This window comes from Niastella vici (genome assembly GCF_002077945.1).
Lineage (GTDB): Bacteria > Bacteroidota > Bacteroidia > Chitinophagales > Chitinophagaceae > Niastella > Niastella vici.
Genome location: NZ_LVYD01000001.1, coordinates 268,515 through 287,407, shown reverse-complemented (window position 1 = coordinate 287,407; position 18,893 = coordinate 268,515). Strand labels below are relative to the sequence as shown.

18 protein-coding genes are annotated in these 18,893 nt (G+C 43.4%); 7 read left to right on the top strand and 11 right to left on the bottom strand.

The genetic code is table 11. From position 1 onward, the window contains the following. Positions 1–24 precede the first annotated feature (24 nt). From A3860_RS01310 to dusB, 3 genes are all read right to left on the bottom strand, one after another. Positions 25–441 (bottom strand): DUF4870 domain-containing protein, encoded by a 417-nt coding sequence (locus tag A3860_RS01310; RefSeq protein ID WP_081144725.1) that lies wholly within the window; start codon positions 439–441, stop codon positions 25–27. Positions 442–532: 91 nt separating this feature from the next. Beyond that, positions 533–1,507 carry a M28 family peptidase gene (locus A3860_RS01305; protein WP_081144724.1) on the bottom strand — a complete coding sequence of 325 codons (975 nt, stop codon included), beginning with the start codon at positions 1,505–1,507 and terminating at the stop codon, positions 533–535. Between the two features lie 22 nt (positions 1,508–1,529). After that, positions 1,530–2,570 carry a tRNA dihydrouridine synthase DusB gene (gene dusB, locus A3860_RS01300; RefSeq protein WP_081144723.1) on the bottom strand — a complete coding sequence of 347 codons (1,041 nt, stop codon included), beginning with the start codon at positions 2,568–2,570 and terminating at the stop codon, positions 1,530–1,532. Positions 2,571–2,714: 144 nt separating this feature from the next. Here dusB and A3860_RS01295 point away from each other — a divergent pair, with 144 nt between their 5' ends. The 4 genes from A3860_RS01295 to A3860_RS01280 all read left to right on the top strand — a co-directional run bounded on the left by A3860_RS01295 (position 2,715) and on the right by A3860_RS01280 (position 5,977). Next, positions 2,715–3,635: a CPBP family intramembrane glutamic endopeptidase gene (locus A3860_RS01295; protein ID WP_158085113.1), complete on the top strand. Its 921-nt coding sequence runs from the start codon at positions 2,715–2,717 to the stop codon at positions 3,633–3,635. Positions 3,636–3,653: 18 nt separating this feature from the next. Next, on the top strand, positions 3,654–4,547 hold the full coding sequence (locus A3860_RS01290) for a phosphatidate cytidylyltransferase (RefSeq protein ID WP_081144721.1): 894 nt from the start codon (positions 3,654–3,656) through the stop codon (positions 4,545–4,547). 81 nt (positions 4,548–4,628) lie between these two features. Beyond that, positions 4,629–5,264 carry a M949_RS01915 family surface polysaccharide biosynthesis protein gene (locus A3860_RS01285; protein ID WP_081144720.1) on the top strand — a complete coding sequence of 212 codons (636 nt, stop codon included), beginning with the start codon at positions 4,629–4,631 and terminating at the stop codon, positions 5,262–5,264. A 53-nt stretch (positions 5,265–5,317) separates the two neighbouring features. Continuing rightward, positions 5,318–5,977, top strand: coding sequence for a phosphatidylserine decarboxylase family protein (locus tag A3860_RS01280; protein ID WP_081144719.1), 660 nt, complete (start codon positions 5,318–5,320; stop codon positions 5,975–5,977). 59 nt (positions 5,978–6,036) lie between these two features. Here A3860_RS01280 and A3860_RS01275 read toward each other — a convergent pair whose 3' ends face one another. Then, a complete protein-coding gene (locus tag A3860_RS01275) occupies positions 6,037–6,732 on the bottom strand; it encodes a YjjG family noncanonical pyrimidine nucleotidase (RefSeq protein ID WP_081144718.1) in 696 nt (231 codons plus the stop codon). A gap of 43 nt (positions 6,733–6,775) precedes the next feature. Here A3860_RS01275 and A3860_RS01270 point away from each other — a divergent pair, with 43 nt between their 5' ends. Both A3860_RS01270 and A3860_RS01265 read left to right on the top strand, forming a co-directional pair. Continuing rightward, the gene (locus A3860_RS01270) at positions 6,776–7,477 is read left to right on the top strand and encodes an SDR family oxidoreductase (protein ID WP_081144717.1); all 702 of its coding nucleotides are present in this window, start codon (positions 6,776–6,778) and stop codon (positions 7,475–7,477) included. 153 nt (positions 7,478–7,630) lie between these two features. After that, complete coding sequence (locus A3860_RS01265; RefSeq protein ID WP_081144716.1) at positions 7,631–9,463, top strand: BatD family protein; 1,833 nt, start codon at positions 7,631–7,633, stop codon at positions 9,461–9,463. A gap of 49 nt (positions 9,464–9,512) precedes the next feature. Here the strand turns inward: A3860_RS01265 and A3860_RS01260 are convergent, their stop codons facing one another. From A3860_RS01260 to A3860_RS01240, 5 genes are all read right to left on the bottom strand, one after another. Next, positions 9,513–10,214, bottom strand: coding sequence for a response regulator transcription factor (locus A3860_RS01260; RefSeq protein ID WP_081144715.1), 702 nt, complete (start codon positions 10,212–10,214; stop codon positions 9,513–9,515). Then, the gene (locus A3860_RS01255) at positions 10,204–11,196 is read right to left on the bottom strand and encodes a sensor histidine kinase (RefSeq protein ID WP_081144714.1); all 993 of its coding nucleotides are present in this window, start codon (positions 11,194–11,196) and stop codon (positions 10,204–10,206) included. The genes A3860_RS01260 and A3860_RS01255 overlap by 11 nt, the downstream gene beginning before the upstream one ends. 17 nt (positions 11,197–11,213) lie before the next feature. Then, on the bottom strand, positions 11,214–11,708 hold the full coding sequence (locus A3860_RS01250; RefSeq protein WP_158085112.1) for a gliding motility lipoprotein GldH: 495 nt from the start codon (positions 11,706–11,708) through the stop codon (positions 11,214–11,216). A 120-nt stretch (positions 11,709–11,828) separates the two neighbouring features. Further along, positions 11,829–12,704 carry a YicC/YloC family endoribonuclease gene (locus A3860_RS01245; protein ID WP_081144712.1) on the bottom strand — a complete coding sequence of 292 codons (876 nt, stop codon included), beginning with the start codon at positions 12,702–12,704 and terminating at the stop codon, positions 11,829–11,831. An 85-nt stretch (positions 12,705–12,789) separates the two neighbouring features. Beyond that, a complete protein-coding gene (locus A3860_RS01240; RefSeq protein WP_245843444.1) occupies positions 12,790–13,410 on the bottom strand; it encodes a pseudouridine synthase in 621 nt (206 codons plus the stop codon). Positions 13,411–14,007: 597 nt separating this feature from the next. On the opposite strand from A3860_RS01240, the gene A3860_RS01235 reads away from it, so the two are divergent. Then, positions 14,008–14,955 (top strand): UDP-3-O-(3-hydroxymyristoyl)glucosamine N-acyltransferase, encoded by a 948-nt coding sequence (locus tag A3860_RS01235; RefSeq protein WP_081144710.1) that lies wholly within the window; start codon positions 14,008–14,010, stop codon positions 14,953–14,955. 176 nt (positions 14,956–15,131) lie between these two features. Here A3860_RS01235 and A3860_RS01230 read toward each other — a convergent pair whose 3' ends face one another. Both A3860_RS01230 and A3860_RS01225 read right to left on the bottom strand, forming a co-directional pair. Next, positions 15,132–15,875, bottom strand: coding sequence for a LytR/AlgR family response regulator transcription factor (locus A3860_RS01230; RefSeq protein WP_081144709.1), 744 nt, complete (start codon positions 15,873–15,875; stop codon positions 15,132–15,134). Continuing rightward, positions 15,872–18,781: a sensor histidine kinase gene (locus A3860_RS01225; protein WP_081144708.1), complete on the bottom strand. Its 2,910-nt coding sequence runs from the start codon at positions 18,779–18,781 to the stop codon at positions 15,872–15,874. Before A3860_RS01225 ends, A3860_RS01230 begins: the two co-directional genes overlap by 4 nt. Positions 18,782–18,893 lie beyond the last annotated feature (112 nt).

Genomic DNA, 18,893 nt, shown 5'->3' with positions numbered 1-18,893 from the left:
GCCTTCAGCCTTTGGCCATTTGCATTATTTAATAAACCTGATGGCAAAAGGATATTTATAGAATTCGCCGTTATTGGCTTTTAATCCGGCCACTACAGCCAGTATCAACGCTGCCAGGTTAATGATCACGATGATGAGCCCCAGGCCAAATCCACCGCTCAAAAGAAAAAACGGACTGCGCCATATATGACGGAAACCGAATGCCGCTCCAATGGTTCCAACAAAAGCAATGGACGCAATTACATTAATGATCAAAATGGTTAACTGAAAATTGAGGGCCTCTTTTCCATAAGGTTCAATTTCGGGCAACTCGTTCTTCTTTATTTGCCAAACTATTAATGGCCCCAGAATATTTCCAAGCCAACCGAAAATTAAACCGGCAAGGGCTGATAAATGACAAAGCATGGCCCACGTGCGTACGTTTTGTTCCTGGGAATTCATGTTGAAGGGTATTTTATGTTTAAGATAAGAAAGAATGCCTTATCTATAAACATTAGTATCGGGCCAGGTTGAAATATTACAGGGCAAACAGCTACTGCACTACATCGGGGCGGTCGAGCAGGGAGGCCACTGCGGTGATCATGGCACATACCTGATAATAGAAACTTTTATTCACTTTATCGAAGGTATCGCCTGGGCGGTGGTAATCTGCATGATCTTCCACGCCAAAATACAGATATGGAATATTTTTTTGATAGAAGGGAAAATGATCCGATTGATTGGTCCAGTCTTCCGAACTGGGTTTATCACCGTCGTGCCCAAATCGTATATGTACCGCCGTGAAAGGCTGAATACTATCTACATAGCTTTTTAAAAAGGGAAAATGAGAAGTGCCGGAGGCGAAGATCTCGCTGCTATCGTTTCGGCTCACCATATCCATATTCACATTAAGCATAATGCTGCCTATTGGAACGGGGCTATTCGAAACGAAATATTTTGATCCCATTAACCCTTTTTCCTCGGCATCAAACGCTACAAACAGCAGGGAGTGTTTGGGTGGGTATTTTTTGAAATACTGGGCCATGGCCAGCAGGGCAGCAGTGCCCGATGCATTATCATCGGTTCCGTAATAAATATCTCCGTTGCGCTTGCCCAGATGATCGTAATGGGCAGTTATTGCGATGTAATTTTTTTCATAAACCGTTCCTTTAACCACCCCGATGATATTGTTGCCTTGCTGGTTGTTATTACCAAAAGGAAAGGGTTGTAACCAGGAATTGCCGACCTTATCTAACTTAAGCGAATCGAAAATTTTTACAATATACTCGCGTGCCAGCTGATTACCCGGGGTGGCCGTTTCGCGCCCTTCCATAACGGCAGATGATAAATACGCCAGGTGATTTATTAATGTAGCACTATCAATATTCGACAGCATATTGGCGGCAGCACGCTTCTTCTCCTTTTGGGGTGGGCAACCTGTAAACACCAGGCTTGCTGCGATAATTGTTATGGATGCAATTACCGGACTGAGCATTTTTTTTACACAGGACCTATAACGGTTAAACATATATGGAGAATTAAAGTGCCGTTTAGCATGCGCAGGCAGGTAGCTGGTCTTCACTTAAAGGAATTACCTCTCTTTCCAATACGATGCCTGCAAATTTTTCTTTTACCTCGTTCAATATTTCATCTACTTCTGCCAGTGTTTTTACGGTTACCAGGCGGGTACGGAATTCTTTAACATGGGGCAGTCCTTTAAGGTAATTGGAATAATGGCGGCGCATTTCAAGAATGCCCAATATCTCACCTTTCCACTCAACCGATTTGCGGGCATGTGTGCGGCAAACTTCCACGCGTTCTTCAATGGAAGGCAGCGGAAGTATTTGACCGGTTTGCAAATAATGTTTGATCTCCCTGAAGATCCAGGGATAGCCGATAGCTGCCCGGCCGATCATAACCCCATCAACACCAAAGCGGTTTTTATAGTCGAGCGCTTTCTGCGGCGAATCAATATCGCCATTCCCGAAAATGGGGATCTGAATACGGGGATTGTTTTTTACGGCTGCGATCAACGTCCAGTCGGCTTCCCCTTTATACAGTTGCGCGCGGGTGCGGCCATGTATGGTAAGGGCTTTAATACCAACATCCTGTAGGCGTTCAGCCACTTCCTCAATATTTTTACTATTGTCGTCCCAGCCAAGCCGGGTTTTAACGGTAACCGGTAAAGAAGTAGATTTTACAACGGCTGCTGTTAAGCGAACCATGGCATTCACATCCTTTAATACCGCAGCGCCGGCGCCCTTGCTTACCACTTTTTTAACGGGACAACCAAAATTGATATCAACCAGATCGGGTTGAACGGTGTCTACAATTCTGGCACTCAGGGCCATGGCTTCTTCATCGCCGCCAAAGATCTGAATACCAAAGGGCCGTTCAAATTCGGCAAAGTCGAGCTTTTGTTTGCTTTTGATGGCGTCGCGTATCAACCCTTCGCTGGAAATGAATTCACTGTACATCAGATCGGCCCCGTTCTGTTTGCATACAAAACGGAATGGCGGGTCGCTCACATCCTCCATGGGCGCCAGAAGCAGCGGGAAATCAGGAAGCAATATGTTAGCGATATGTACCATTTTGTAGCCTTTTTTAGTTCAACGGGTTGAACCAACCTAATGAATTTTAATAATTTGAAAGCAAATCACAATGCTTATCTTGCAGCTTTTGCAAGGATTTGCCGGGCAGCAAATTTACACACTAATATTTGTTTATACCAGCCTATGAGAGGTCATTTACGCATAAAATCACCCCTGTCGCAATTAGGGTTATTCCTGGGGATCTTTGGAGTAGCGTATATTCTAATTGGCGTACTATCGGTGCTCATATACCAGGCCAATGGTATAAGCATTGCTTCCCTTGAAACTATTGACTGGAACAACCCGCATTTTATAAGCATATCCAAATGGGTACAGGCGCTTTCTTCGGTATTCCTGTTCATACTGCCTGCCTATTTATACGCAAGATTTACGTTTACAGGGAATTATAGCTATTTTTTAGGCTTCAGAAATGCTGAAAAGGCAAATATGTATGTATTGGCGGTCGTTGGTATTTTGCTGGCCATTCCCTTTGTGTTCTGGATCGGAAAATTGAATGAAGGCATACCCCTGCCTGAAGGCTTAACAAAACTTGAACAACAGGCCGGGCAGCAAATGGCCGCCTTTCTTAAAATAAGGAACCCCTTCGATATTGTTGTGAATGTATTCATTATCGCCTTATTACCGGCAATAGGGGAGGAACTGTGCTTTAGAGGCGCGCTGCAGAGAATATTGATACAGGTTACCCGCAATCCCTGGGCAGGAATAGTTTTAACAGCTGTATTATTTTCGGCGTTGCATTTACAGTTCAGCGGTTTTTTGCCCCGGATGTTCCTGGGCATTGCGCTTGGCGCTTTTTACTGGTTCAGTGGAAGCATTTATACCAGCATGATCGCGCATTTTGTAAATAATGCCGTGCAGGTGATCTGGGCTTCCTATGCGCCGGACGTTATTGAAAAAAATCCTGAGATCCCGGTACTGGCAGCCATTGCCAGCGGAATAGTTGTATGGGCCATACTGTGGTTTTTTCAAAAACAATCAACTGTTACCTGGGCCAAAGTGTACCATACAGATGAGCTTACACCTTTCGATCAATTCATAGCATAAAATATATTCCCTTCGCCTATGGCGCTCAATGTACAAACATTTAAAACAAGGTCGCTGACCGCGGTAGTGTTCGTAGTAGTGATGCTTACAGGGTTGCTATGGAACCACTGGGCTTTTTTTATATTATTCAGTATTATTCATTTCGGTTGCTGGACTGAATTCCAGAAGCTGGTTGGATTGATAGACCCTGATTATACCAATATAACGCCGTTCCATAAGTATGGCGTGAAACTGGCTGGCTGGTGCCTTATGCTGTATTTTACCAATGACCAGTTCTCGATCTTCGGCATGCATTTGCATGAGCTGGGCTGGTGGCTGGGTTTGCTGTTTATTTTTATTCTGCCCATTATTGAATTACTATTTGCCCGGGAAATAAAGCCAAAGAATATTGGTTATTCTGCAATAGGATTGGTTTATATCTCGTTAGCGTGGGGGTTAATGATGGACCTGCGCAGCTCTTTTGTGCCGGCCAGGGCAGGTTTTACCGTATCGCCCGAAAGCTGGGGAAAACTGATCACCTGCGCATTGATCTTCAGCATCTGGATCAATGATACCATGGCCTACATGGTGGGGTCGTTGATAGGGAAAACCCCCTTTTCAAAGATCTCGCCTAAAAAGACCTGGGAGGGAACGGTTGGCGGGGCTATTTTGTGTGTTGTGGTAATTGCTTTGCTGGGGTATTTTACGGCTCCTGCCAACGGATATGCTGTTATTCACTGGATTATAATTGCCGCTATCGCTGCTGTGGTAGGCACCGCAGGCGATTTGGCAGAGAGCAAGTTAAAACGTGTTGCCAATGTAAAAGACAGTGGCCATATTATGCCTGGCCATGGTGGATTTTTAGACCGGTTCGATTCTTTGCTGTTAGCCATTCTTTTTGTTTGGTTATATATTCAACTGGCGCTAAAATGAAACGTTCATCCTGATGCCATCGGAATGATAATTTCCCCGTTCGGGAGCGGGCATCTGGCCAACAAAAAATAATATCTCCAGATGAAATACCAATTACTGATCATTATCCTTATTACGGCTTTCGCAAGCTGTACTGCCGCCCCTGGTGAAGCGCCTGTACCCTTGCTGGAATTTAAACCCGGCATGATCAATAAAAAATTGTATAAAGGGCAAATAAAAGAAGGAAGGCGATGGAAAGATAAACGGGGCGAAAACATTGTGATACTTACCGCAACCGGCATTTACTGGTCGAACGTGTATGAGGCTACCCGCGGCGCCAAACTGTTTGCCTATCATTTCATAAGAACGGCCGACAGTACATTGAAGGAAGTGTGGAAAATAAGTGAAACGGTTGATGAATGCGCATTTGATGTGCGTTGCGATTTTTTTATGAATTCCCTTACGGTTACCGATCTTGATGGCGATGGTATTGCCGAAGTGGGTTTTGCCTTTGAAAAAGGGTGTAAATCAGAATCGGGCCCCGATGAAAAGAAGCTGGTGTTTTATGAAGGAAAAGACCTGTACCAGATAAAAGGCACCACTACCGTTGTAAAGGGCACCCAAAAGCTGGGTGGCGATAAACAGGTGGAGAAAAAGTTTGAAGAGGCGCCTGAGGCATTTCTTGAATTTGCCAATAAACAATGGAATAAATTCGGCAATGCCAAGGTGGCGAAATAAAGAAATGCTGTTGTGCGATACTATTTTGTAATTTTAACCCCTAAAATTTTTAAATGACCATTCATAAAGAAGGCTACAAGAGTATATTGATCACGGCTATATTATTTGCTGTTGTTAACCTTGCATCGTTTTATTTTCTCAGTTTTTACTTTGCATGGTTAACCTGGTTGATTTTTATACTCACGCTGGGCTTGTTGTTGTTCATCATTTCTTTCTTCCGTGTTCCGCGCCGGCAGTTAACGCTGGGCAGCAACCTGGTTATTTGCCCTGCCGATGGCAAGGTGGTGGTTATTGAGGAAGTGTATGATGAGGAATATTTCAAAGACAAAAGATTGCAGGTTTCCATTTTTATGAGTCCCGCGAACGTGCACCAGAACCGCAACCCGGTTACCGGTGAAGTGGTATATAACCAATACCATAAAGGGAAATACCTGGTAGCCTGGCATCCCAAATCATCAACCGAAAATGAACGTCATTCAGTGGTGATCCGTCACCCGAAAGGAGAGATACTGGTAAAACAGATCGCCGGCGCATTGGCCAAAAGAATAGTGAACTATCTGAGTGTGGGACAAAAAGTGGAGCAATGTACCGAAATGGGCTTTATAAAATTCGGCAGCCGGGTTGATGTGTTATTGCCTTTGGACGCCAAGGTTAACGTACAATTCAATCAGGTGGTGAAGGGTGGTGTAACGGTGCTCGCTACTTTAGCGTAAAGGCAGCCACCACTGATCAAAAATAGTAAAGGGTTCGCCAGCTGGCGAACCCTTTTTTCTTAGAATATATTCTCCAGTTCTTTTAATGAATACACTGTATAGGTGGGCTGTATGGCCGGGGCAATATTCAGGTGGTTTACGTATATCTGATCAATACCGGCATTAATGGCGCCCTGTATATCCACTTCCACATTATCGCCGATCATGATGCTTTCGGCCGGCAAAGCATTTGTTTTTTGAAAGGCGTATTCAAAGATCTCCTTGTTGGGTTTTATATAGTTGCTGCCTTCCGAAGTGATCACTTCTATAAAATAGCTATCGATACCCGCGTATTTTAATTTCATATGCTGTACCTGTTCAAACCCGTTAGTGATCAAATGCAGGCGGTATCCCTTGTTGGTGAGATAGGTAAGTATTTCAACGGTGTGCGGAAACAGGGTTTTGCGGGTTGGTAACAGGTCGAGGAACCGGTTGGCCATATCCAACGCCAGTTTTTGATCGCCGATCTTAAAATCGAGCAGGGAAAGCCACATACGTTTCCAGCGCAGTTCATCTATTTTGATAAAGCCCTTTCTGAAGCGGTCCCACAATTTTTCATTGTGTACCATATAGTTTTGATAGAACAGCTCAAAGCTGTGTACGCCTTTTTCCTGCAAATTGTAAGCATGAAACAGTTCTTCGAGCGTTTGGCGGCTATTTGTTTCGAAATCCCACAGTGTATGATCGAGGTCAAAAAAGATATGCTGGTACTTCATTCCGCAAGATACGAAATACCTGTTTTGTATTTAATTTGCAACTATGAATGTTATAATTACCGGTGCATCAAGAGGATTGGGCAAAGCCATTGCTCATTTATTTGCACAGAACGGGCATAATCTGGTGCTCACCTCCCGTAATGAAGTGGCTTTATACAACGCCATGCAGGAAATAATGACTGCCTACCCGGCCATTACGGTGAAAGCCAAAGCATTTGATCTTTCACAAAAAGAAGATGCGCAGGCTTTTGGAAAATGGGTGCTCAGTTTGCAGGCCCCTGTTGATGTGCTGGTGAATAATGCCGGCTTGTTTGACCCCGGCAGTGTATACAATGAGCCCGATGGCACGCTGGAGCATATGATGGCGGTGAATTTGTACAGTGCCTATCATGTAACCCGCACGGTCATCGATCAAATGATTGCACAGAAAAGCGGTCATATTTTTAACATGTGTTCCATTGCTTCGTTGAAGGCATACCCCAATGGGGGCGCCTACAGCATCAGCAAGTATGCCCTGGCGGGGTTTTCGACCAACCTGCGTGAAGAAATGAAACCTTTTGGCATAAAAGTTACAGCTGTTTATCCCGGCGCCGCTTATACCGATTCGTGGGCCGAAAGCGGGGTTGATCCCAAACGTATTATGCAGGCTGATGATATTGCCCGCATGATCTATACTGCTTCGCAATTATCGCCCCAGGCCTGTGTGGAAGAAATTATCATGCGCCCGCAGCTGGGCGACCTGTGAGTTAATTTCCAGGAAAATAAATTAACAGCCCTTTGCCATTTAACATGGCCAATTGCCAATTGTCAATGACTATTGGTTTAACGCAGCTTTAACGCTAACATTTTTTCCCTCCTAAACCGGCAAAATTTATATTTGTTACAGGTCATATGAGTTATTGAATTTAAAAAAGCCAGCATCAGGAAAATTCTACATATTATTTTAACGGGGCTGTTTTTTTGCCTGTTTACCGGGTCGTTAAAGGCACAGGTACGATTTTATACGCTTGTTAGTGAATCTACTATTTCTGTGCGCCAAACCTTCCAGGTGCAATATATTGTTGAAGGCGCCAGCAACATCCGTCAATTTAAAGTTCCGCGCTTCAGGGATTTTGATATAGCCGATGTTTTCGACTTCAATTCAACCAATTTTGGCCAGGGCATCGACACCTATTCAAAAATAATTGTGCTGCTTGCTCCCCGAAAAGGGCGGTTCACCATTCCCGGCGCTACGGCCATTATCAATGGAAAGCAAATGCATTCCAATGCGGTTCATATTGCAGTGAAACCGGGCATGCCGGGCATGTATAATATTGATCCCGATGAAATTGATACCGAAGAAGAATCGGTTTTGCATCCGGGGGAGAATATCAATGATAAAATAGAAAAGAACCTGTTCCTGCGGGTTGAAACCAGCAAAACCACCTGTTACGTAGGTGAACCCTTGATGGTAGTATATAAGGCCTATTCGCGGCTGAATGCCAACTCCCAGGTTATGAGACGGCCATCCCTTACCGGGTTTAGTGTAATGGAAATGGTAGATGCCTATGACGGAAAACCGGAAATTGAAAAGTTGAACGGCCGCACGTACTATACCAACCTGGTGCGCAAGGTGCAGTTGTTCCCTTTGCAGGAAGGTAAATATACGCTCGATCCGGCCGAGATCGAAAGCGTGATCCATTTTATTAAAACAAATGAACCGGCCGGTAAAAAACATGGATCTTCATTGTATAGCAGGAACGGTACCCCTATGTTTCCCACGGCCATCAACCACCGCACTATTGTACGTACCGAGCCCAAAACGATCATTGTAAAACCATTGCCCACGGCCAATCAGCCAGCCGATTTTTCGGGTGCTGTTGGCCAGTTTACTTTGACCGTTAAAGCGCCCGGTGCGCCCATACACAGGGGCGATCTGGTAAAAATACAGGTAGCTATCAGCGGTAGTGGTAACCTGTCGCTGCTTACCCCGCCAGCTATAAAATGGCCGAAAGGGGTTGATACTGCCGAACCTTCTGTTAAAGAAAATATTAACAAATATAATTTCCCTTTAAGCGGTTCCAAAACATTTGAATATTCCTTTGCGGCCCCCGATACGGGTGATTATGTAATACCTGTTGCGCATTTGCCTTATTATGATCCGGTAGCAAATAAGTACAAAACCGCTGTCAGCGATTCCATTACCTTACATGTGCTGCCCGGGGTAAAGAAAACCGATGCGGGAACGGGCATGAATGCGGTTGATCACGTTGGTGCCATCAGGCCTGCTTATTACTGGTTTGCCGCTATTGCACTGGTCATTATTGCCTGCATTGCATACCAGGTCATTTCCTTACAGAAAGGAAAAAAGAAAGTGGAAGAGAAACCAACGGCTCCGGAGCCTGTAAAAGAAGTGCCCTCTCCTCAACAAGCGGCTTCCAAACTGCTTGCCAATGCAAGGCTGGCATTGCAATACCACCGGCAACAGGCTTTTTATCATGACGTACAGCAAGCCATTTGGCAGGTTATTGCAGAGAATTACCAGCTGTTACCTTCAAAAATGAACAAGCACTATATTGTTCAGGTGCTTACTGAAAAGCAGGTGCCGGCCGCAACCATCCACAACCTGTTGGCCATACTCGATGAATGCGAATGGGCTTTGTACACCCCCGGTCAATCTGTTAGCAGTATGGAAGAATTGGCCAGTAAAACCGAGGGTTTGTTAATAGTTCTGCTTGAAGTAAAATCCTGACCCTTCGATCCTTCGGCTTCGCTCAGGACGCTCAGGGCCCTGCTTTCCGTTATTCTGTGTATTTATAACCTACGCCGCGTACTGAATGAAAGTAGCGGGGATTGCGGCTGTCGTGTTCAAAATATTTGCGAAAGTTCAATATGAAGTTGTCGATAGTGCGGGTAGTAGGATAAACGTTGTATCCCCATACGGTTTGCAGGATCTTTTCGCGGGGCACCACATCATTCTTGTTTTCGAATAACAGCTTCAGCAGCATGGCTTCTTTTTTACTGAGCTGAATGCGTTGTCCTTCTTTTGTGACCGCTTCCTGGGCATTAAAATCAATTGTATGACCACCGAACTGATAGGTATCGCCCACCGTATCCTTATCCTGCATTTTTTTATTCTTTTCTATCAGCTTCTGCACCCGTAACAACAGCTCTTCGAGGTTAAAGGGTTTGGTAAGGTAATCATCGGCCCCCTTTTTTAAACCCAATACCCGGTCTGAACTGGTGTTTTTTGCGCTGAGTATCAAAATGGGCACCTGGTTGTTTTGAACGCGAATGGTTTCGGTTATGCTAATGCCATCTACATCGGGCAGCATTACGTCGAGTATGATAAGATCGAAATATTCGCTTTGTACTTTTTGCAGGGCTTCGCTGCCGGTAAAGGAAGAAGTAATTTCATACCCTTCCAACTCAAGGTTCAGTTTAAGCGCTTCGTGCAGGTTTTCTTCGTCTTCAACCAGTAATATCGATGGTTTATTGCTCATGGGCATGTTTTACAGTAAAACTTACTATAAAAGTACTGCCTCTGTTCAAATTATCGGTCACTCTGATGTGTCCGTGGTGATCTTCGACAATCTTTTTACAAAGGTAAAGCCCCAAACCGGTGCCTTTGGTGGTGCGGGTTGTTTCGTTGCCTATGCGGTAGAACTTTTCGAATACCCGTTTTTTTTCATCATCGGCTATACCGGGACCTTCATCCAATACCTGAAATTGTACAGATCTGTTCTTCTGGAACAATTTGCAGGTGATAAGGCTTTCTTTGGGTGAATATTTGATGGCGTTTTCGATGAGGTTATTTACCAGTATCTGTAACAGTAAGGAGTCGCCGTTGATATCTATTTCGGGTTCTATTTCGCTTTGCCAGTGGTGGTCGGGGAACCGGTTCCTGAATTCATTGACCGCAGTTTTTACCAGGTCTGAAAGGTCGAGCTCTTCCTTTGAGATGCGGTAACGGCCGCCTTCGAGTTGTGAGGATACCAGGATGTTGCTGACCAGGGTATTCAGCCGGTTGGTTTCCTGCAGGGTTGCCTGCAACATTTTCAGTTTCTTTTCTTCGGGCAGGGTATACTTCAGCAGGGTTTCGAGGTTGAGTTTGGCAATGGCAATGGGTGTTTTTAACTCATGCGTTATGGCCATCATAAAATTTTCCTGCTGGTGCTGCAGTCTTATCTGGCGCCGCACTGCCTGGTACACAAATATGGAAGCAATTAGAATAACAACGAGGAAAATACTGCCTTCGCCAACATTCCGGAAATTTTTGCGGCGTTTTTCATCAGCGATCGCCTGGTATTTGGCGGGAAAGGAGGGATCGTCCATTTTAAGCTCACTGATCTTATAGGTGGCCATCTGGTGGTTTTGCCGTTGCAGTGCAATGAACCACCATACCAGCGCCACAACTATGTAAGCCAGCAAAAGCCAGTATACAATACTGACAACAGCGAGTCGCTTTTTTTTGAATACATCCATTTTACAACATATAAACCTTATGGCGCCTTTTCAACCCGCACCCCAACATTCATTACATTTTTCAAAGGGTCTTCGCGCATAATGTTCTCGAGTTTAAAGCGATAGGTGCCTGCGTTTAGTGGTACAGGAGATTGCGGCGGTGTAATAAGTATGCGGTGTTCAAAAATATCATCCATTCCGGTACCCAGCCAGCCTTTACTGTCGGTTGCCAGTTGCAGGTTGAGGGGCAGGTTTTGAACAACCCCGTTTGGTGCTTCGGAATGAAAGTTTATCCAGATGTTCTTATAACGATAGGCGTCTGTATGCCTGATCACTATATAAATATTGTACCTGGCCGTAGTATCCTTAGGGTCTACCGTGAATACTATTTCCGGTTTATAGGAACTTTTCCAGAGTTGTTTTGGAATAGTGGCATTCTTTTCAAAAACATCTACTGTACCACAGGCAGGAAGGAGGAGGTACGAAGTAAGTAATACGAATATTGAAATATAGTTAAGGATATGCTTGCTCAAGGGAAAATTTTTGGCAAAGATAGGGATCGGGGGCAGAAGGTGCAAGGCGGGCGGGTTGAAGGTTTAAGGTAGAACGTAACCTCAATTGCGGTAAACCTTCTACCTTAAACATTAAACCGGTTATAACACGTTTAAAACCTGTTCTTTTGCTTTTTCCAGCTCGTCCTTCATAAGCACCACGCATTTCTGAATGGATGAATCATACGCTTTGGCGCCGGTTGTATTGATCTCACGGCCTATTTCCTGCAGCACAAAGGATAGCTTTTTACCTTTTCCGTCTTCAGGCTCGTTCAAAATGGTTTTAAAATATTCGCAATGTGTTTTCAGGCGTACCTGTTCTTCACTAAGGTCTATTTTTTCGATATAGTAAATAAGCTCCTGTTCGAGGCGGTTGGGATCGTAGTTCTCTTTCCCCACATTATCTTCCAGCACTTTGGTAAGGCCTTCCTTGATCTTTGTTTTTCGCAAAGGTTCCAGGGTGGCAATGATGTCCTGTTGTTTTTGAATATTGCTTATACGCAACAGCAGGTCGGCTTCCATTATCTTTCCTTCTTCGAGCCGGTGCGTAGTCAGGTTTTCTATAGCTGCTTCTATTACTTTTTCAAACTGGTCCCATTCTTCATCGGTTAGGGTTTCACCGGTAGGGGTGATCACTTCGGGTAGTTTGATGAGGGTGCTTAAGATATGTGATGGATCGAGGTTGAGGGCCTGTGATAATTCGGCGATGGGCTGATAATAAGCTCTTGCCAGATCGGTATTGATACTTACCGGTTTGGCGGCACCGCTTTCTTTAAGGCTTACGGTACAATCAATGGTGCCTCTTCCGAGTTTTTTAGATAATATCGTTCGTATATCGAATTCAAAGGGCTTTAAGAAAGCCGGTATTTTTAAGGATAGTTCGAATTGTTTTCCATTCAGTGATTTTATGTCAACCAGGAAGGTCTTATCTCCCACGGTTTGTTCACTTCTTCCAAAGCCGGTCATTGATTTCAACATAACGTACCTTTTTTTAGCAAGGTAATGAATTAAAAGTTAAGCCCGCCCGGATGAATCGTTCGGACGGGGAATAAGGTTTAACATCTTACCCGAACAATCGGGTATAGATGTCATTTTTATTCATTTCACGCAGCTCACCAGGTAATAAACCATCTAAAGTAATGCCACCAATGCGGTAACGGATCAAACGAAGGGTTGGAAAACCGGTTTGGGCTGTCATTTTTCGAACCTGGCGGTTCTTGCCTTCCGTTAAAACCAAACTGATCCAACTGGTAGGGATGTCTTTACGATATCGAATGGGTGGGTTGCGATCTGGAACAGCTGGTGTGTTAGTAAAACGCGTTGCTTTACAGGGCCGGGTTTTATATTTAGCGCCATTGATTGTTATGGTAACCCCTTTTTGTAACTCCTGCAATGCTTTTTCATGCATGTTGCCATCAACCTGTACCCAGTATTCCCTTTCGTGGGCAAATGAAGGATTCAGCAGGCGATGATTGAGTGTAGTATCATTAGTGAGTATCAGTAATCCTTCACTGTCATGATCTAACCGGCCAACAGGATAAACATCAGCAGGTACATTAAAGAATGCCTTCAATGTTTGTTTGCCTTCTTCAGAAGTGAATTGTGATAGTACTTGATATGGTTTATAGATAATAAAATAGCGATGCATACAAAAGAAAATCTCCCGGTGAGCCGGGAGATTCATTATGTGGATGGGTTAGTAAGTACCGGGAAATAAATTTCCCTACACAATATTAAAAATAATTTTTTCTATCTGGAAAAATTTTCTAATAAATTTTATTCACATTTTTTTTATGTAATGGGGAAAAGCATAGCCTTATTTCATCATTATCTGCAAAGTTGAACATGAATTTATAACTCCTTTATCGATCATGTGGGTATGTTTTGATTTTTTGCATAAGCTGAAACATGCACTGGCAACGGGTTGTAGCCTATGTAGTATAATGAGCGATAACTTATCAGTTGTTTAAATGAAGATCTGTAAAGCATTTATCTGTACATGCATCACAGTAAGATATTCCATCGATGAAGCCCGGCAACCCGCATTTATTTTTTGGCAAAAAGATCATTGAAACGGTAAAATGGCGCCCTTTAAAGACATAACAGGTTGTTTAAGCCGGTATGAAGTTGCGGTTTAAGTAATAAAGGGATGCTTTGATAGCAAATTCACGATGTTTATGCTTGTTTGAACCATTAATATATCAGAAAACACGAAACTGAAGGGAAGAATTACCCATCCTGTGTGCCCATCGTGCGTTACTTTTGCGAAAATTCAACGGATATGAAATTTCCTGCTCCCGTTTCGGTTCAATGGATAGCTCAATTGATAGGCGCTGAGCTTGCCGGCAATACAGAAGGAATAGCTACAGGTATAAATGAGATACACAAAGTGGAACCAGGTGACCTGGTTTTTGTTGATCATCCCAAGTATTACAACAAGTGCCTGCATTCAGAAGCCTCCTTTATCATCATCAATCAAAAAACTGATTGTCCGGAAGGTAAAGCGTTGCTGATCGTTGATAAACCATTCGAAGCATACCAAACTATAGTACGTCACTTTCGGCCCTTTAAGCCTGCTGTTAAACCTGTGAGCGATTCAGCTACTATAGGCGAGGGAACTTATATAGCACCTAACGTTTATATCGGGCACGAAGTAAGCATTGGAAAGAATTGCTTTATAGCGCCCAATGTTTCCATCCTGGATTATTGCATTATTGGCGACAACGTGATCATTCAGGCCGGAACGGTTATAGGTTCTGATGCTTTTTATTACAATACAAAGAAGGACCGCGAAGTATGGTATAAAAAAATGGAAAGCTGCGGAAGGGTGGTCATTGAAAATGATGTGGAGATCGGCGCCGGTTGTACGATCGACCGGGGTGTTTCGCATGATACCCGTATTGGCCGGGGCAGCAAGCTCGATAATATGGTGCATATTGGCCATGATACCGTTTTAGGGGCTAATTGCTTACTGGCTGCACAGGTTGGCATAGCTGGCGCTACAACCCTTGGCAATGGCGTTATATTGTGGGGACAGGTTGGGGTTTCAAAAACACTTACAATTGAAGATAATGTGGTAGTACTGGCGCAAAGCGGGGTAGGTGGTACGCTTGAAAAAGGCAAAGTTTATTTTGGATCGCCGTGCGAGGAAGCAGGCATTAAAAAAAGAGAACTGGTTTGGGTGAAACGGATCCCTGAGATCTGGGAACGGATAAAGTCACTTAAATAGACCGTTTTTCGGTAATAGCGATATGAAGTAAGAGGTATGAGGTAAGAAGTAAGAAGAATTCCTAATTTCTTAGCTCATACTATTTTTACTTCAGGGTATTTGAAAAAGGAAGGGAAGCCTGATAACTTTTGAACTTCTTAACTCATATTTCCTACTTCTTACTTCTGTATTCGTGGCTATTTGAATTTTGACAGAAACTCATCCTTCTTCCGCATAGATACTTCAATAGTGGTCCCATCTTCCATTTCAATGGTTCCGCCCCGGCCGCGATTATATTTTTTTATAAAATGATGGTTGATAATATATGACTGGTGCACCCGGGAAAAGTTTTCAAAAGGCAGGATGTCTTCAAATTCCTTTAATGTGCGCGATACCATTATTTTTTGCTGATCGTGCATATAAACGAATGTATAGCTGCCCCTTGCTTCGAGCCAAACCAGCTCATTGATGTTAACAAATACCAACCCATCGAGCGTAGGAAGCGCTACTTTTTGTAAAACAGGCTTACTTACCGACAGATTATACAGTAACGTATCAATTTTAGTGGTAATATTTTTTGTTTTAATACGATCTGCTGCCTTTTGTATGGCGTTCTGCAACTCTTTTATATTGACCGGCTTTAATAAATAATCCAGCGCAGAGTACTTTATAGCATTGATGGCGTAATTATCGAAGGCAGTAACAAAGATGATCTCAAAATTCACCGGCGACAGGTTGTTCAGCAGCTCAAATGCATTGCCGAACGGCATTTCAATATCCAGGAAAACCAGATCGGGCTGCGTATCCAAAATAAGGGCCTGGCCGGTGCGGATGTTTTCTGCCACGCCTGCAAGCTCAATAATGGGGCAATATTTTGTCAGCAGCAGTTTGAGCGCTTCAATGTTATTTGGTTCGTCGTCTATAATGATGGTTCTTATCATTTCTTCACAGGTTTATAATTAATGGAAAAGGGAATACGAAGAATAACTCTTGTGCCCATGGCTTGATTTTGTGCATTGGTTAAGTCTATTATTTCGATGGTTATAGGATCAATTAACTGGCGGTTTAAAATATTTATCCTTTCTGCGGTCAGTGACATGCCTTTTGACTGGTACTCAACATGCATTTGGGATTTATATTCCTGCGCCTTTTTTCTTCCGATGCCGTTATCCTCGATAATGCATATGAACCCGTTGCTGCTTTTCTGAAATTTTATGTCTATGCGGCCGTTACGGTCTTCTTTGTACCGGATCCCATGCCTGATGCTGTTCTCTATATAAGGTTGCAGTATCATGGTTGGAATGTTGACCAGGTCGCTGTCGAGATCGGGGGAAACTTCTATTTCATAGCTGAAAGAGTGGCCAAAGCGCATCATTTCCAGGTCGAGGTATCTTTTCAGGTATAATACTTCGTTAGTAATGGAAATGGTGCTTTTTTCAGAATTGTCGAGTGTTTGCCTGATGAGGTGCGCAAACTCCGACAAATACCAGTTAGAGGCTTCCAGGTCGTTTGTTATAATAAAATTTTGTATACTATTGAGGCAGTTAAAAATGAAGTGGGGGTTCATTTGTGCCCGTAAAGCCATTTGCTCCAGCTCATTTAGCTTTTGTTGCACCGACATTTTTTCCTGTTCTTCCCTGCGCAGGATACTAAAGCGCCAGGCAACCAGGAGCCAGGTTATTAAAATCACCACCGCTATTACCAGGATCTGAAAAGGCAGGGTTTGCCAAAAAGGTGCTTCCACCATGAATGCGATCTTTATCGCGTTGCTGATAATTCCTTTTTTATTTACTGCGATCAGTTCGAACTCATAATTGCCCGGCGGTACAGATGGATATTCCAGTACGGTTTGACCGGTTGAATCCCAGTTATCATTCAACCCTTTTAACCGGTAACGGTACGAAATACTGCCACCCGATTTGAATGAGATACCAGCATAGGATATTTTTAAACTGTTTTCATTGTAACGCACCTGGTAACTATCCTGAATTGGCTGGGCTTTACCGGCCACCGAAATATCGAGCAGGCGCAAATTACATTTTGAATAATTGGTCACTTTGCTTTCGTCGAAAAAGGTAAGCCCGGCTGGCGAACCTGCATATATGGTATTGCCATCAACATAAACAGCATTTATGATATCGCTGGGTAATCCATCGCTTGTGGTGTAAGTAGAAACCAGGTACGGTGTTTGGGTGATATTTATTTTATTGATGCCCTTATCGGTGCCGGCCCACAGGAAGTTATTGCTTACAAATATGGTACGGCATATATTGCTTGAAATACCATTACTGGTGGTTATCTGGTTGATCACCTGGTCGTTCTTCATGCAGATAATGCCTGCGCCAAAAGTGGCTATCCATAAAAGGCCATCGGGCGATTTGCAGAAATAGCTGATGCGCTGCCGTAACGCGGAATACACATCGCCCATAAACCGGGCGTGCTTATCTTTTGAAAGTATATACAAACCATCAACGGTTCCAATATAGTACTCGTTATTATAGTAACATACACTGGTAGTACGGTTAGGCCAAATGGTATCGAGGGTAGTTAACTTTTCAGCATCAACCAGCAGTGTCCTTCTGCCTGTGCAAACCACTAAAGAGCCATTGTCTGTTTCATCGACTGCTTTTACAGAATAGATGCTGGGATTGGAAATATATCCTTCAGGCGATTTTTTTGTTAAAAGACCATCTGACCCAATGATCAGTGACCCGTCTTTCAGTTGTTTTAAACAGGTTATCCGGTTGTTTGAATTGACGTTCGGAGAACGGTAAAAAAATTTTTGTACGTTAAGTGTGTCAATAGCTATACCACTTTTCACGTATGCACGGCCCACTCCCGAACCTGCGTATATTTTATCTTTAAACTTCAGGAGGGAGAAGATCTCTGCGGTCTTGTTGTTTTTGAAAAACCAGGTTTTGAATTCCCTGGATGCCAGTTTATAAACCCCTTCACCCAGGGTAGTAAACCAGATATTCTTTTCCCTGTCGACCAGGCCATGACTTACCTGTTTTCCTTTCAGAAATAATTCTTCATAATTGGCAAATGTAGTCGTGTCTACCATCCAGGAACCATTATAGGTACTGGTGAACCTTATACTATTTACACCAGGCGTAAAATCTTCAGCGGTAACACCTTTTATTGCTTTTCTGAAGCGTTGCAGGGCTTTATTAAAAAAAGCATCTTTGCCAACTATGTCACAGGAAATTTTATTTACCTGACCATCCATTACAATATAACACGAATCGTAATTTAAATTCAATTGAAACCCGTTCCCCACAGGGTTCGGCCTCATAAATATCTGATTAACACCTTTTATATAATGGCTGAGAACATCAACAGTATTATCTGAACGTATTGTGAAAAGATCTTTGTCTGAGTGCAGCAGGATGGTATGGTCGGCGCTTTCCTGCATTACACTAATAACAGATACCGGTTTTATCTTTTTGAGCACCGGGTCATTTTCCTGGTTATGTATTTTGCCATTATAATAATAACAAATGCTGTTTTTGAAAGGAGCCATCCAGATCCTTCCCTTCGAATCGGCAAAAAGTTTTATTACTTCAGTTTCAGGTAGTCCATCGGTAGTGGTGAAATTTTTAAAATGGGTGCCATCGAAACGGCTGATACCCGCTTCGGTTGCAAACCAAATGAACCCGTCTTTATCCTGGCACTCGTCATATACTGTAGAACCAGCCAACCCGTCTTTTACATCGTAATGTATGTAATTATATTCCTGGGCATAGGAGGTACAAGCAGTTAGTAAACCGGCAAAAATTAGCAGAGCTCCGATATAACGTTTGGTGATCATAGAGAGTTCAGCTACTATGATGGCAAGGGTCCCCATAAGCTACAGTCATTCTGCAAGCGCGCTGGCGGCTTTCAGAATTCCGTTTGAAGGTATAAAAAAAGGTTTTAGGCCAATATTTTAAAATGCAAAGGTTTTATTAATACGCGTA

What these genes read in the sequence shown, in the direction of transcription:
- A3860_RS01295 (WP_158085113.1), top strand. Translation starts at nt 2,715, where the DNA reads ATGAGAGGTCATTTACGCATAAAATCACCCCTGTCGCAATTAGGGTTA.
- A3860_RS01290 (WP_081144721.1), top strand. Translation starts at nt 3,654, where the DNA reads ATGGCGCTCAATGTACAAACATTTAAAACAAGGTCGCTGACCGCGGTA.
- A3860_RS01260 (WP_081144715.1), bottom strand. Translation starts at nt 10,214, where the DNA reads ATGAGCAATAAACCATCGATATTACTGGTTGAAGACGAAGAAAACCTG.
- A3860_RS01305 (WP_081144724.1), bottom strand. Translation starts at nt 1,507, where the DNA reads ATGTTTAACCGTTATAGGTCCTGTGTAAAAAAAATGCTCAGTCCGGTA.
- A3860_RS01285 (WP_081144720.1), top strand. Translation starts at nt 4,629, where the DNA reads ATGAAATACCAATTACTGATCATTATCCTTATTACGGCTTTCGCAAGC.
- A3860_RS01310 (WP_081144725.1), bottom strand. Translation starts at nt 441, where the DNA reads ATGAATTCCCAGGAACAAAACGTACGCACGTGGGCCATGCTTTGTCAT.
- dusB (WP_081144723.1), bottom strand. Translation starts at nt 2,570, where the DNA reads ATGGTACATATCGCTAACATATTGCTTCCTGATTTCCCGCTGCTTCTG.
- A3860_RS01270 (WP_081144717.1), top strand. Translation starts at nt 6,776, where the DNA reads ATGAATGTTATAATTACCGGTGCATCAAGAGGATTGGGCAAAGCCATT.
- A3860_RS01280 (WP_081144719.1), top strand. Translation starts at nt 5,318, where the DNA reads ATGACCATTCATAAAGAAGGCTACAAGAGTATATTGATCACGGCTATA.
- A3860_RS01240 (WP_245843444.1), bottom strand. Translation starts at nt 13,410, where the DNA reads ATGAATCTCCCGGCTCACCGGGAGATTTTCTTTTGTATGCATCGCTAT.
- A3860_RS01255 (WP_081144714.1), bottom strand. Translation starts at nt 11,196, where the DNA reads ATGGATGTATTCAAAAAAAAGCGACTCGCTGTTGTCAGTATTGTATAC.
- A3860_RS01235 (WP_081144710.1), top strand. Translation starts at nt 14,008, where the DNA reads ATGAAATTTCCTGCTCCCGTTTCGGTTCAATGGATAGCTCAATTGATA.
- A3860_RS01225 (WP_081144708.1), bottom strand. Translation starts at nt 18,781, where the DNA reads ATGGGGACCCTTGCCATCATAGTAGCTGAACTCTCTATGATCACCAAA.
- A3860_RS01230 (WP_081144709.1), bottom strand. Translation starts at nt 15,875, where the DNA reads ATGATAAGAACCATCATTATAGACGACGAACCAAATAACATTGAAGCG.
- A3860_RS01245 (WP_081144712.1), bottom strand. Translation starts at nt 12,704, where the DNA reads ATGTTGAAATCAATGACCGGCTTTGGAAGAAGTGAACAAACCGTGGGA.
- A3860_RS01275 (WP_081144718.1), bottom strand. Translation starts at nt 6,732, where the DNA reads ATGAAGTACCAGCATATCTTTTTTGACCTCGATCATACACTGTGGGAT.